This window comes from Fervidobacterium pennivorans (assembly GCF_001644665.1).
Taxonomy (GTDB): domain Bacteria; phylum Thermotogota; class Thermotogae; order Thermotogales; family Fervidobacteriaceae; genus Fervidobacterium; species Fervidobacterium ngatamarikiense.
In genome coordinates this window covers 887,425-902,212 of sequence record NZ_CP011393.1, presented here as the reverse complement: position 1 = coordinate 902,212, position 14,788 = coordinate 887,425, and the positions used below count along the sequence as shown (strand labels likewise).

The window sequence follows — 14,788 nt, the reverse complement described above, 5'->3', positions numbered from 1 at the left end:
GCCCCCCGATTTATGTATAGATAGCTTGTATATGAAAAAACTAAATTAGCTTCGGAGGGATATGAATGTCTAATAACGGTCAAGTTAGAGTAAGATTTGCCCCAAGTCCAACAGGTTATCTACATGTTGGTGGTGCAAGAACAGCCTTGTTTAACTATCTCTTTGCAAGGAAAACAAATGGGAAATTTATTTTAAGAATTGAAGACACCGACCTTGAAAGGTCTGAAAAAGTTTTCGAAGAACAACTTATCAATGCTTTAAGGTGGCTTGGGTTAGATTGGGATGAAGGACCAGATATCGGTGGTCCATATGGTCCGTACAGGCAGAGCGAACGGACAGAGCTATACCATTACTATGCGCAAGAACTGATAAAGCAAGGTAAAGCTTATGAGGTTTACGCTTACCCGGAAGAAATTGAACAACTTCGTGAAAAGCTACTTGCAGAAGGGAAAGCACCGCATTACACACGCGAGATGCTTGAGCCGTACAATACTCCAGAAAGGAAAAGAGAGTACGAAGAAAAAGGTTTAAGACCAGCGATTTACTTCTCTATGCCTCGAAAGGACTATGTTATCAACGATGTTGTGAAAGGTGAGGTTGTATTCAAAGCTGGCAGTGTCGGTGATTTTGCACTTTTAAGAAGTAATGGCATGCCTACGTATAATTACGCTTGTGTTATCGATGATGGTCTTATGAAAATAACACATGTGCTAAGAGGTGACGACCACCTTTCCAACACTGTAAAGCAAGTTGCGCTATACGAGGCACTTGGTTGGCCCGTTCCTGTGTTTGGTCATGTGTCGATGATTCTTGGACCTGATGGAAGTAAGCTCAGCAAGCGTCACGGTGCTACTTCTGTTGAAGAATTCAAAGCAAGAGGATACTTACCAGAAGCTTTGGTCAATTTCTTAGCACTTCTGGGTTGGTCACATCCAGAAGGAAAAGAAATCCTTACAAAAGAAGAGCTCATAGGCAGTTTCTCCTTAGAGCGATTGGTTAAAAATCCAGCTATTTTCAATCCTGATAAATTAAGATGGATGAACTCCGAGCATATCAGGATGAAGGACACCAAAGAATTAGTAAAACTTGCCAAAACATTCATTAACAGAGACGTTGACGAGGCTTATTTAGAAAAGGTTATTGCAGCCGTGAAAGATAGAATTGAAGAGCTCTCTCAACTGCCGGAATTAACAGATTTCTTCTTCGAAAGGCCAAATGTCTCCATAGAAAAAACTCCTGAAGCTGTTGAAACGTATAAAGCCCTGCTTGAAGAACTGCAAAAGGTAGAAGTTTGGAATAAGGAAAACGTATACGCTTCGTTTAAAACAGCGATGAAAAATGCAAAACTAAAAGGTAAAGAGTTTTACATGACCCTTAGGCTTATTTTAACAGGGAAGCACGAAGGACCGGAGTTGATAGATATTCTTGAAATACTTGGGAAGGAAGAAGTCATAGCACGTATTCAAAATTATCTGAACGCGTAAGTTAAATTAAATTAACCAAAGAGTGGTGAATAACAATGAACAAAGTGTATATCACCGATACTTTGACAAAAGAAAAAGTTCCACTTGAACCTATTGAACCTGGTGTCGTAAAGATGTACGTATGCGGTCCAACTGTTTATAACTATATACACATTGGCAATGCACGTCCAATGGTTGTTTTCGATGCATTTAGAAGGTTTCTTGAATTCATCGGATACAAGGTCGTGATGGTTCAAAACTTCACAGATATTGATGACAAGATTATCAATGAAGCAAGAGAGTGGGGAGTAGATTGGAAAATTGTTGCGGATACTTTTATTGCTGAATACTTCCATGATGCACATTCTCTCGGAGTGCGTGCGGCAAACTTTCACCCGAGAACCACGGATTTCGTGGATGACATAGTAAATGCTGTTCAAAGAATAATAGAAAATGGTTATGGGTATGTTGCAGCTAATGGTGATGTGTATTTCAGCGTAAGAAAATTGACAGACTACGGTAAGTTATCAGGCAAGAACCTGGACGATTTAAGAGCAGGGGCAAGGGTTGATGTCAACGAATTAAAACGTGACCCACTTGATTTTGTGTTGTGGAAATCAGCTAAACCGGGTGAACCGACCTGGCATAGTCCCTGGTGTTTGGGCAGACCCGGTTGGCATATCGAATGTTCAGTAATGTCTCAAAAATTGTTGGGGGATATGTTCGATATCCATGGTGGTGGCGAAGACCTCATATTCCCGCATCATGAAGATGAAATAGCCCAAAGTGAGGCATTAACTGGGAAACCTCCTGCGAAGTATTGGATGCACAATGGAATGATAATAGTTCGCGGAGATAAGATGAGTAAATCATTGGGGAACACTTTCTTAGTTAGAGAGGCTGTTAGGAAGTATGGCAAGGACGGGGTGAAACTCTTTTTATTGTCGAAACACTACAGGTCACCAATCGAGTTCTCGAATGAAGTGCTTGAAGATAATTCAAAAGCAGCCCAAAGGGTTCACGCAGCATTAAATAGATTTAGGGAAAGATATCCGTATCCACTTGTTCCGAAAGAAGATACAGAAATGAAAGAATTGGTTCAAAAATTTGTTGAGGCGCTATCTGACGATTTTAACACTCCTGTAGCGCTTGCTATCGTCTTTGATGTGGTTCGTGAGTTAAACAAAGCGATAGATAATGGAGACGATGAAAGAGCATTGAAAATGTATCACCTTATTAAACGGGTATTTGGACCTGTTCTAGGTGTTTTCGACACAGAAAGCGAGAGAAAGTCCCAAACTTCAGCTATTTCAACTAATTTTGAGACTTTGATTAAGTCACTTGTGAATATGCGAAATGAATTTAGAAAATCAAAACAGTTCGATTTTGCTGACAGGATTAGAAATGTTTTGGCTGAATCTGGTATCAAGTTGTACGATACGCCTGAGGGAACAAAATACGAAATCGTTGAGAAAGAAGAAAAATAAGAAATGGTGGAGGGAGCGAAATGAGGTATTCTCAATTTTATGCACCAACGCTCAAGGAAGCACCGGCTGATTCCGAAGTTCCAAGTCAAGAATTGCTTATCAGAGGAGGTTTTATACGTAAAATAGCAGCAGGTATCTATTCTTATCTACCGCTCGGCAGACGCGTGCTACTTAAGATTGAAAGAATTGTCAGAGAAGAGATGGACAAGATAGGTGCTAATGAAATACTGATGCCAATAATTCAGCCTGCTGAATTGTGGAAACAGTCTGGTAGGTGGGATGATTACGGACCAGAGATGATGAAACTTAAAGACAGGCATGACAGAGAATTTACGCTTGGTCCAACACATGAAGAGTTAGTAACATTTTTAGTGCAAAATGAACTCAACAGCTATAAACAATTGCCAATAACTCTCTATCAGATTGCCAACAAATACCGTGACGAAATTCGACCAAGATTTGGTGTGTTGCGAGCTCGTGAATTCATTATGAAAGATGGTTACAGTTTCCATGATAGCTGGGAATCGTTAGATGAAACGTACAGAGCTCACAGAAAAGCGTATTCAAATATAATGGAACGCATAGGACTAAAGTATGCAATCGTTGAGGCATCATCGGGAGCTATAGGTGGTAGCGAAAGTCATGAATTTGTAGCTTTTGCCAACACTGGTGAAAGCAACATTCTGTATTGTGATTGTGGATATGCGGGAAATGACGAGCGTGTTCCGTATGTCGCAGAAGTTGTTTACGAAAATGAAGAAGAGAAACATATAGAAAAGGTGTATACCCCAAACGTAAGAACGGTTGAAGATGTCGCTAATTTTCTTAACGTTCCAGTAAGAAAAATAGTGAAAACTCTCATTTACAAGGGTAGAAATGGTTACTACATGGCTCTTGTCCCTGGTGACAGAGAACTGAACGAGGAAAAGTTAAAGGCATTTGTTAACGACCAGTCCCTTACTTTCGCTACGCCAGATGAGATATTCAGAGACTTCGGTGTGCCTATTGGATTCTTGGGACCTGTGGGAGTCAAGGGTATAAAGATTATAGCTGATAACCAAGTCAAGGGTATGAAAAATTTCGTAGTTGGTGGTATGGAGAAAGATTACCACTATGTTAATGTGAACATTGGACGAGATTTTGTCCCCGATGAATGGACTGACCTTGTTGTTGCTATTGCTGGAGACCCTTGTCCGGTTTGTGGAAAACCTTTAAACATGAAGAAAGGAATTGAATTAGGACATATCTTTAAACTTGGAACGAAGTACTCAGAGGCGATGGGAACAAAGTATATGGACAGAGATGGACAGCTAAAACCATTCATAATGGGATGCTACGGCTGGGGTATCTCAAGAACGATGGGCGCGATTGTAGAACAGCTTCATGACGACAAAGGTATCATATGGCCAATTTCTGTTGCTCCATTCACAACAATCATTACCCCTGTCAGTAACAACGAAAATCTGATGAAATTTGCGACAGAGCTTTACAATTACCTAATCGAGCGTAACGAAGAAGTGCTCTTCGACGATAGAAATGTATCGCCTGGTGTCAAATTCAGCGACGCAGACTTAATAGGAATACCATTTAGAATAACGGTTGGTAAGGCTTTGAACGAAGGCTTTGTTGAAATTAAGTGGAGAACTGGTCATCAGTTCAGAATAGAAGCAGATTTTGAAAAAATTTACCGATTCTTACAAGAATCGAAAGAGAAATACAATCCACACGAAAGAGCATAAACTGATTAGAGCCAAACCACCCGAGACAAAATGTCGAAGGGTGGTTTGTTTTAAATTCTTTCTTCAAAGCTTTTATGCACAACTTCCGGAGTTTACGTTATTGAAAGGAGGTGTTTGAATATGTCCATCCCGGGTGTTGAGAAGGAAGGAAAATATATTTACAGGATTAAAAAAACGGGCAATATGAGGGTTGATGCAATAGTTCTTGCTGATTACGAAACTATCGATGAGGAAGCTATTGAACAACTTAAAAATGTGGCAACATTACCGGGAATTGTGAAAGCAGCATACGCTATGCCTGATATACATTGGGGATACGGCTTTCCTATTGGTGGTGTTGCAGCATTCGATTTAGAAGATGGAATAATAAGCCCCGGCGGGGTTGGTTTTGACATAAATTGCGGTGTCAGAATGCTGGTAGTAGATGGCAATTCCGATATTGTAAAGAAGAACTTGGAAAGTCTCATCAAACGCATCTACGAAAGCGTACCTGTTGGAGTCGGTGAAACAAGCGATTTAAGGTTTTCAAAAAACGACTTTAAAAAGATCGTAGAGCAAGGAGTCAGGAAAGTTATTGAAATGGGCTATGGAACAGAAGAAGATTTGTTGCGAATAGAAGACAGAGGAACATTAGAAGACTGCGACTTTTCTGATGTTAGTGAAGAAGCGTATGAGAGAGGGAAAGATGAACTAGGAACACTTGGTGCAGGAAACCATTTCATTGAGATACAACTAGTAGAAGAAGTATATGATGAGGAAATCGCATCTGTGTTTGGTATTAAAAAGGGAGATATAACGATACTTATACATACCGGTAGCAGAGGCTTTGGACACCAGATAGCAACCGATTACATAAAATACATGAGAGACAATCTCAAAGACCACAACAAGAATCTACCAGACAAACAGCTTATCAATGCGCCCTTTAAAAGCGAGTGGGGACAAGCATATTACAGCGCGATGAACTGCGCAGCAAACTATGCATTTGCAAATAGGCAAATCATAACTCACATGATTAGGAAAGCGTTCAAAAGTGTGGTTGGAATGAATGTCAGACTTGTATATGACGTGGCACACAACATTGCAAAAGTGGAGGAATACGAAATCGACGGAAGAAAAAGAAAAGTGATTGTTCACAGAAAGGGTGCAACACGAGCATTTGGGCCTGGGAACCCAGCCTTGCCAGAAGTTTTCAAAAAGACTGGGCAACCGGTCATTATACCCGGGAGTATGGGGACAGCGTCTTACATACTTGTTGGAACCAAGAAAGCCGAAGAGATAACCTTTGGCTCAACAGCTCACGGTGCAGGTAGAGCGCTTGGAAGAAGGGAAGCGACAAGAGAATTATCGGTGAACCACGTTCTGAAAGAACTTGAATCAAAGGGCATCAAAATCATGGCGAAGTCCAAAAAAGGTATAGTGGAAGAAGCACCGGAGGCTTACAAAAACGTTGACAAAGTGGTTCAAATTGTCGATGAAATTGGAATCTCTTTGAAAATAGCCAAGTGTACTCCACTTGGAGTGGTTAAAGGATGAGACAAGGAAGTGGAAAATTCAGGTTTCACAAAAACAAAAATGAATTCTTTTTAACACTTGAGGGAGTTTTTTCTTCGTTTTACCTTGTTCTAACTCAAACAGCAATATTTACAGCGGTAGCTATCTACTTTGGACTCAATGAAGTATGGTTGGGCCTTGCTGCGTCATTTCCTATGGCATTCCAGATATTTCAGCTTTTTGCGCCTGCTGTTATCGAAAAGTTCCCTAGTAAGAAAATACTTTTAGCATTTTTCAACTCAGGACGATTCTTATGGGTAGTACTACTTCCATTTCTGTTTATCGAGCAAAGAAACCCAAAGCTTTTTATTGTTATCTTCGCTTTAAGTCAAATTTTTGCAGCTTTTGCGGGTAATATTTGGGTCAGTATGATTTCAGACATGATACCTGAAGAACGCAGGGGTAAGTACCTTGGCTTAAGAAACTTTTTTGTTTCGCTTTCAACATTATTGGTGTTTTATTTGTTTTCAGTTATAAACGACAATGTCAAAATTCCATTTAACTTTCTATTGATAATTACTGCTACATTGCTTGGAAGTTTCCTGTCGCTCCTTACATTGCTACCTCTTGAGGAAAGAAGAGCAGCAAAAACAGGTACTATTAACGATTTGAAACTTGTCCTTGCGGATAAAAACTTTATGAAATTATCCAAAGCGTATTTTGCTTGGAACTTCGTGGTACTTCTGGCAGCTCCTTTTTTTCCTTACCACCAACTTCACAATCTTAAATTACCCATGACCTACATCAGCTACGCTTCAATAACAGCTTCTGTTTTATCTATGATATTTTACACGATTTGGGGAAGGCTTTCCGATGAATTTGGTCACAAAAGTGTTTTAATTGCTGGGTTATCCATAGTGTCAATAACGCCAGCTATTTGGATTTTGATGAACGAAAGGGATTGGATTTTAGCCTTGGCTTTGGATGCAGTTCTATCAGGTGTAGGTTGGGCAGCAGTGAACCTTGCATTCATAACCCTTCCGATGGAAACGGCGTCTGCAAACTCACCAATGTACTTTGCAGTTTTTTCTGCTCTCGGTGGTTTGGGCGGAATGATTGGCTCTTTGATTGGTGGTCCCTTAGCAAGGTTTTTCAATTCGTTTGATTTCTATATAGGCGATTTCCACATATATGGGCTCCAGATATTTTTCATAATAGAAAGTGTATTGAGATACTCTGTAATCCCGCTATTTGCAAAGATATCGAGCAGAAAATACGTTTCTTTGCCGACGTTGTTTACAAACGTGCTTTCGGTTTTGTCTGGTAGGCACGTTGTGAGAATTCAGGAAGGAAACCGTTCGGATGTTATTATAGGCAGAAAAAGAATAAGCCGTTGGTGGTAATAAATAAGGGCTGGGAAATCCCAGCCCTTATTTATTAATGTTTACAAATTTTCTTACTCTTTTGAAGTTTCACTTTCGACTTCTACAATTTCAGGAATTTTTGCCTCAAATTCCTCATCTGATAAAATACCGTTTACAACCACTATCTTTGGTGAATCAATACCATTGAAGTTTGTTCCATACTCGGTAGTGTAAGCACCTGCTGTGTGGAAGTATACAATATCTCCAAGCGTTGTGCTTTTTGGTAATTGAGCATCATAGTACATTACATCAACACTATCGCATGTAGGTCCAGCGAGGACAAAAGTATCGAGCTCTTCATCTTCTTTACCATCAACAGTTATTCGGTAGCGTATGTTTTGAATTGTTTCTGTCAAGCCGTGGAACACACCTGCATCAAGGTACAACCAGTTCTCCTCACTTTTTTTACTTCTCAAGATAACTTTTGTAATCATGATGCCTGCATTTCCTACCATTGACCTGCCAGGTTCTACTATAACGGTTATATTATCACCCAGGTATTCTTCCACAGCTTCGTTAATCACTTTTGCAATCTGCTCGACTGTTGGTATGTCCTTGACGTATCTGACAGGCATCCCGCCACCTGTGTTAATCATGGACATGTTGATACCAAATTGCTTTGCCTCTTCGAAAACAACGGAAGCTTCCCTTATGGCCGTTCTCCAGTTCTCAGGGTTGTAGTTTTGAGAACCAACGTGGAAACTCAATCCTATGGGGTTCAACCCCAATGTTTTAGAGTACTTTACGAGTTCGATGGCGTGGCTTACGCTTGTTCCAAACTTTCTTGTAAGCGGCCAATCAGCATCATCTTCCATGCCGTTTGTACTAATTCTAACGTAGATATCTGAGCCAGGAGCAACCATGGCTATCTTCTCTAGTTCCATTTCGGAATCTACAGCAAACATCCTGATGCCATGGTCGTATGCAAATTTTATATCTTCTAACTTTTTAATTGTGTTTCCGAAACTCATTCTGTATGGTTCCACACCAAGTGAAAGTAATTTTTCGATTTCACCACGTGATGCCACATCAAAATGGCTTCCTAAATCTCTCAGAAGCTTTACAATTTCGACATGAGAATTTGCTTTGACGGCGTAGTAGACCTTACAATTTCTAATATTATTAACTAAGTTCATGTAATTTTGCTTTACCACGTTCAAGTCCATCACTAAAACAGGTGTTCCATAAATCTCCGCAATTTGTCTGAGTTTTTCCATCTCTTTTTATACCTCCTTGTGTAAATTGTCGGTCTTATGATAGAATATATTTGCCAGAATATACATAAACAAAAGTTTAAAATACAGTGATAGTATGTTACAATCTATATAACATAACATTGGGGGGAAAGAAGTGACCAAAAAAACGTTGATATTTGTATTTTCGTTGTTTTTGATAGGTTCTGTCTTCTTGTTCTTCTCGAAACCCTTTATTTTTAGTTACGACATACGGATGATTATTGCCTCATTGATAGCTATGGTTTTAGCTCAGTATATTGAGATTCCAATAGGTGAAGTTAGATTTACTGCCAAACCTTTTTTGTACCTGTTTTTAATTCCCTTCATCACACCAGAAACAATAATGTTTTTCTCATTGCTCACAACACCTTTGACAAAGAAAACTTCTTGGCAAATAAGGTTTTTAAGATTAGCTTTTGAGTTCTTGCAATTTTCAGTAGGCATCTTCTTGTTCAGACATGCTGTTTATGACTATCTTTCGGTAGTTTATTTCGCTGTCGGTTATTTTGCTACAAACATTATACTCAGTTTCGTGTACATAACTTTTTTTACAAAAACAAAATTAAAACAATATATTGGTGTTGGATTTCTTGTTTTTTTGCTAGGTCTCTACGCTTCACTAATCGTAACTACGCTTTACATTTTGCCAGAAGTGAAGTTGACTTATTTGATTTTTACATTTCTACTCTACACGGGTTTTTTGGTCCAATTGTATTATACAGTAACAGCACAAGTATGGTATCAAGAATTGAGGTATGAGCAAGATGAAATTAAAAGAGAAATTGAAAACCTTTCGAAAATACCAGCCGTTTTAGAAGAGCAAGACACGGAGGATGTAGACAAAGTATTAAGTGACCTACTTGAGGTATCATGTAAAATGATAGGTTTTTCTGCAGCGTTACTGAACTTATTTGATTACAAATCAGGTAGAGTCGTAAGAGTTGCAAAATATGGAATTAAAGACGAAGATTTCGAAATGTTGAAGAGTAGGCAACCGCAGATAAAAGATACACTAATCCTGATGCAGAGCCGTTTCGATTCCGGAGGCGTTTATTTTATTCCGAAAGGCAGTATTGATTTGGACCAAACATATATTTTTAGACCTCTAGAATATACCATGCTCGATGTTAATAATGCGTGGGACCCGGATGATTTGTTCCTTGTGCCATTAGTATACGATAACAAGACAATTGGATACATCAGCTTTGACAAACCTGTCAATGGTTTAAGACCGGCAAAAAGAGAAATCGAACTTTCAAAGTTTTTTGCTTGGCAATTTGTACAAATTGTGAAAGAAAGTAAATATCGAAGCTTTTTCTTAAGTTACTATCCGGAAGAAGCTACAGTCTCAGAATTAATGGAAGAAATCTCGAAAGCCATAGAGATGAAGAGAACTTTCTCCTTTGTGTATTTGGACGTAGATAATTTCGATAAGATTAATCTTGAAAAGGGCTATATTTTTGGAGATGAGATATTACGTGAAATCAAAAACTCATTAGAAAACGAAATAAGAAACTACGGTCTTTATACCAATATAGGTGATGAGTTTATGATTTTGCTGTGGACAAAAAGCAAATCGGACGCGATGATTTTAGTTCAAAAAGTTATTGAAAACATTAAAGAAAAGTACCCCTATGTCAGTATCAGTGGGGCGGTTGTAAAGTATCCAGTTGATGCAGACAATTTGGAAGGAATATTGAATAAGGCAAAAACAGCTTTGGTTGCTGGGAAAAAATCCGGAGGTGGAAGGATTATCAATTTATGAGAAGAGTCGCCATAGAATTTGCATACGATGGCACAGACTTTTTTGGCTATCAACGTCAAAATGATGTGAGAACCGTGCAAGGCGAGTTGGAGAAAGCGCTTGAGCGAGTGTTTAAAATGCCCATTCAAACATATGCAGCAGGACGTACAGATACGGGCGTTCATGCGAATGGACAAGTTGCAGCATTTGATTGTCCAAACGATAAGCTTTCAGAAAACGATATCAGAAACGCTTTAAACGCAAATCTGCCAAAAGATATATACGTTAAGAAAGTATGGTTCACAAGTGAAAATTTCAATCCAAGATATGAGGCAAAGCGTAGAATCTATCACTATTACATTTTAAATTCGAAAATGAACGATATATTCCTTAGAAGGTATGCTTGGTGGTTTCCATATGAACTGGATATTACAAAGATGAGAGCTGGTGCTAAATACCTTATAGGGACGCATGATTTTACAGCTTTTAGCAAAAAAGGAGAAGAAGAGATAAGGACCGAAAGAACCATTACCGCTATTAGGATTGTAAGATTGAAGAAAAACCTTATACTAGTGAGGGTTGAAGGTATATCGTATTTACGAGGAATGGTTAGGAGTATTGTTGCGAACCTGGTAAAGGTTGGAGTTGGAAGTTGGAAACCAGACAAGATATTGGAGGTGTTAGAATCAAAAGACCGCTCAAAATCAGCTGGGTTGGCACCTGCGCATGGATTGTTTTTGTACAAGGTGTTGTTTTAGGCATTACCTTTGCCGGTATTCAAATACCGGATGAAAGTTTAGACGCAGAAGTTTTATCTGTAATAAAAAAATGGATGGAGAGACCTCAAATTGTTGTTTTTGAAAAAAACATCGCACCACATCTTTCTCTCTTTATTACTAAAGAGCTGACAAAAGCTGGTTTTTTTGCAACCAACATAATCTCAAATAATGTGTTTGATGATGAGACGAAGCTTGAGTTAATCTCCACAACTACATCGGTTGATGTTTCTAATGTTGTGAGTGGAGAGCTTTTGAAGATAAGTGTTGAGTCTACTGGGGATACAATTTCCTTGACAACGAGGGCGGGTAAAATTGTATTTGAATCCGAAGAAGATTTTAAGAGTGGTTTTCTCAAATACTTTAGCACCAACACGAGTTTTGATCATACTACAACTGGTTTAAGTGAAAACACCCCTGATTTAGGTCCTGAAACTTTAGTTTATGACTCAAAGTCTCACAAGTTATATATTACTGTCCCAACAGGAATACCTTTGATAGTCGTTCCAGAATACATAAATTTCGTTCCCGCTGTTGTAACTATGGATGGGAGCTTTTATAAGAATAAAGTTCTCTACATGTCTGAAAAAATCCAATACCAGGTCGATTCCTTACCATTTTTGTACACAGGTTATTCAATTTTGACGGAAAATTACATTCTTAACCTTAGAACTGGTAAGAAAGAAGCAGTTTCCTCGGTACCAATATTTGGTTGGGACAAATATATCATTTATGCGGATGGTTCTGTTGGTGACCTATTGCTTACCTGGAAACTAAAGGTTTCAAATACTCCCTTGGATTTTTTGATGGTTGAAAACATGCTTTACCTATTGGACGTTACTAAAAACGTTTATGCGGTAAATCTCAAAACTCGAAAAGTTATTTTTGCAGGCACTTTTGAAGATGCTATTTGTTTTGATTACGACGAACATAGCGCAACTGTGATATTAAGAGCTTTGAAAGAAAACTATGTTTTGTCTGTAAATGGTTCAATTAAAGTGGATAGAACAGAAAGTTTCTTCAAAAATGATTTTCCAAACAAAAGGCTATATCCGACATTCACCAACGTCAAAGATTTTGGTTTTGGCTTTTTTTACGAAGGTGTTTACCTCGGAAATTCAATTTTCTTTATGTTTATTTCAAAAGGTGTGTTGAATATAGTAACGGATGTGGGAACATGGCAAGTGAAAATCACAAAGAAAGATTAGATGTAGCTATGGTCAAAAATGGCCTCATTGAGAGTAGGGCAAAAGCCCAACAAATTATAAAGTCCGGAAAAGTGTCAGTTAATGGGCAGATATGCAGAGAACCGTCCAAATTAGTGAGTCCTTCTGATAATATAGAGGTTTTAGAAACTCTTAGATATGTTAGTCGCGCAGGTTACAAAATCGAAGGGCTGTTTAAAAATATTTCTCGGATAGGAGATACAGAAATAGAAATTCGTGGAAAGGTGATATGTGATATAGGGAGTTCAACAGGTGGTTTTGTTGATTTCTTTATCCAAAACGGTGCTCTAAAAGTTTACGCTGTTGATGTGAATACAGAGCAATTACATCCCAGGTTACGGAGCGATGAAAGAGTGAAACTTATTCAGAAAAATGCGAAAGAATTAATTTTTGAAGACTTGGGAGAACTTGTTGATATTGTTAGCGTAGATGTTTCTTTTATATCCGTCAGAAAAATTAAGAGAAACATTTTGAATTTACTGAAACCTGGAGGATATGGTATAATTTTGATAAAGCCACAATTTGAGGTTGGCTATTCTCATTGCGGAGTGATTAAAGACAAATCAGAGCATGTGAGGGTTTTAAAAGAGGTCGTGACAGATTTTATGAAAGAGGGTTTTAAGTTTGTGTATTTAGATTTTTCCAGGATGCTTGGGGGAAACGGAAACGTTGAATTCTTTGCAGTATTTCAAAAAAATTTAGATGATTCTTACGATAAAAACATTACTGATACTTTTCTGGTTAGCAAGATAGTCGAGGTTGTTAACAGCGCTTGGGAGGAGCTCGGGTGATGGAGAAAATCGTAGACCTAAAATTAGCCCTCACAATCTTTTTTGTAATCATTGCATTAACGTCCGTTCTTGCGGATTCTGATATAATTGATTTGGTTCATAAAGATTATGACTTCTTTATCAGAATTTCGAGCGGTGGTGGTTGGTACGAGGAGCTTAAGAAGGTTCCTTTTTTCGCGTTTGTTTTAAATAGAAAGGGCTTAGGATTCGAAGAATCATTCTTAAGGATACTTGAAGACATGCGTTATCGAACAGGTGTGTTGCCTACTGTTATTCAAGATGCGATTTCAACAGATATTTTATTTGCTTCTAAAGGAATTCAAATTGACTTGAGTAACGTTGTGTCGTTCGATATTAACTACTACTTTGACTTTGTAAAAACTATTGCTGCAAACAGTTTCTTTGCCTTTCAAACAAAGTCTCCGTCTCAGTTTGTAAAAGGAATAGCGTACTTGCTCTCGGTTAATTACAAACCGTTGCCAAATAATCAGTATTTACTCGGCGATACCCTTTACTGTGGGTATACAGGAAAGTATTTTGTAATAGCTGGAAGTAAGACAGCGTTAGAGTTGGCATTAAAGACTTACGCAACTCCTGATATGCAATTATCAAGGACATCAAAAGTATTTGAAAGATTGAGGGCAGGGACTTTCTTTATAAGCGGATATTCAAAACCGGAGGCCTTGCGATTTAACTTACCTGGAGCATCGATTGACTCTTCTGAGTCAGAATATGTTCTATTTTACTCAACTGTTTCTGCAGGAAATTTTAGTATAACATTTGAACAGAAAAATAAAAAGCAGTTAACAACTAAACGCATAAGCGAGAACATCGGAAACATTTCCATGGCTTGGAATTACTACTTATCAGTGCCTTCAAGTGACACGGAAAGTGTTGTTGAGATTCTCAAACAGTGGTTACAAGGTTCCAATGCAGATTTAGCGAGAGTTTTTGAGTTTGTTTCAGCACTTTCGAACTCTTCTTCAAATGTTTATGTTGTTGGCAGACTGGAAACGGGAGATTTCCTATTTATATTCGATAATTCTAACACAAAGGCACTAGAGACAAGTGTTGCTAAACTTGGTGCAAAATACGATGCGCAAAAACAGGAATGGAACATTACCTTTCAAAGTTCTAAATTGTATACCTTCTACATCGCAAACCGAGTTTTTTTTGGCTCAATTGATAAGACAAAGTACGAGCAGTATGAAAAAACTCGAGGACGATTGAAAGAACTACCAATGTATTACGATTTTTCCAAACTTACAACATACGATTTCAAACTTTTACTGGATATTGGTGATATAATTAAATCGACTACGGGTTTTAACGTGTCTTCTAAAATGTTGTTTTGGAAATATACTACGGGTTACTTCAGCTATTACAAAATTATAATCTCCTAAAAGGAG

At 38.3% G+C, this 14,788-nt stretch carries 11 protein-coding genes; 10 read left to right on the top strand and 1 reads right to left on the bottom strand.

The genetic code is table 11. The features are described from left to right. The first annotated feature begins 65 nt into the window (after positions 1 to 65). The 5 genes from gltX (at position 66) to JM64_RS04220 (ending at position 7,586) form a co-directional block, all read left to right on the top strand. On the top strand, positions 66 to 1,484 hold the full coding sequence (gene gltX, locus JM64_RS04240) for a glutamate--tRNA ligase (RefSeq protein ID WP_064011621.1): 1,419 nt from the start codon (positions 66 to 68) through the stop codon (positions 1,482 to 1,484). A 35-nt stretch (positions 1,485 to 1,519) separates the two neighbouring features. Then, positions 1,520 to 2,950 (top strand): cysteine--tRNA ligase, encoded by a 1,431-nt coding sequence (cysS, locus tag JM64_RS04235; protein WP_082868289.1) that lies wholly within the window; start codon positions 1,520 to 1,522, stop codon positions 2,948 to 2,950. A 20-nt stretch (positions 2,951 to 2,970) separates the two neighbouring features. Further along, positions 2,971 to 4,689 (top strand): proline--tRNA ligase, encoded by a 1,719-nt coding sequence (locus JM64_RS04230; RefSeq protein ID WP_064011620.1) that lies wholly within the window; start codon positions 2,971 to 2,973, stop codon positions 4,687 to 4,689. A 120-nt stretch (positions 4,690 to 4,809) separates the two neighbouring features. Beyond that, on the top strand, positions 4,810 to 6,225 hold the full coding sequence (locus JM64_RS04225; protein ID WP_064011619.1) for an RtcB family protein: 1,416 nt from the start codon (positions 4,810 to 4,812) through the stop codon (positions 6,223 to 6,225). After that, the gene (locus tag JM64_RS04220) at positions 6,222 to 7,586 is read left to right on the top strand and encodes an MFS transporter (RefSeq protein ID WP_064011618.1); all 1,365 of its coding nucleotides are present in this window, start codon (positions 6,222 to 6,224) and stop codon (positions 7,584 to 7,586) included. The genes JM64_RS04225 and JM64_RS04220 overlap by 4 nt, the downstream gene beginning before the upstream one ends. A 53-nt stretch (positions 7,587 to 7,639) precedes the next feature. Here the strand turns inward: JM64_RS04220 and JM64_RS04215 are convergent, their stop codons facing one another. Then, the gene (locus JM64_RS04215) at positions 7,640 to 8,824 is read right to left on the bottom strand and encodes a type III PLP-dependent enzyme (RefSeq protein ID WP_064011617.1); all 1,185 of its coding nucleotides are present in this window, start codon (positions 8,822 to 8,824) and stop codon (positions 7,640 to 7,642) included. Between the two features lie 133 nt (positions 8,825 to 8,957). On the opposite strand from JM64_RS04215, the gene JM64_RS04210 reads away from it, so the two are divergent. Genes JM64_RS04210 through JM64_RS04190 form a run of 5 tightly spaced genes read left to right on the top strand, consistent with a single transcriptional unit; the run spans position 8,958 to position 14,782 of the window. Next, a complete protein-coding gene (locus JM64_RS04210) occupies positions 8,958 to 10,607 on the top strand; it encodes a sensor domain-containing diguanylate cyclase (protein WP_064011616.1) in 1,650 nt (549 codons plus the stop codon). Continuing rightward, positions 10,604 to 11,344: a tRNA pseudouridine(38-40) synthase TruA gene (gene truA / locus JM64_RS04205; protein WP_064011615.1), complete on the top strand. Its 741-nt coding sequence runs from the start codon at positions 10,604 to 10,606 to the stop codon at positions 11,342 to 11,344. The genes JM64_RS04210 and truA overlap by 4 nt, the downstream gene beginning before the upstream one ends. Then, positions 11,239 to 12,570 (top strand): hypothetical protein, encoded by a 1,332-nt coding sequence (locus JM64_RS04200; RefSeq protein WP_064011614.1) that lies wholly within the window; start codon positions 11,239 to 11,241, stop codon positions 12,568 to 12,570. Before truA ends, JM64_RS04200 begins: the two co-directional genes overlap by 106 nt. After that, complete coding sequence (locus JM64_RS04195) at positions 12,540 to 13,379, top strand: TlyA family RNA methyltransferase (RefSeq protein WP_064011613.1); 840 nt, start codon at positions 12,540 to 12,542, stop codon at positions 13,377 to 13,379. The genes JM64_RS04200 and JM64_RS04195 overlap by 31 nt, the downstream gene beginning before the upstream one ends. Next, the gene (locus JM64_RS04190; RefSeq protein WP_064011612.1) at positions 13,379 to 14,782 is read left to right on the top strand and encodes a hypothetical protein; all 1,404 of its coding nucleotides are present in this window, start codon (positions 13,379 to 13,381) and stop codon (positions 14,780 to 14,782) included. The genes JM64_RS04195 and JM64_RS04190 overlap by 1 nt, the downstream gene beginning before the upstream one ends. Positions 14,783 to 14,788: the final 6 nt, after the last annotated feature.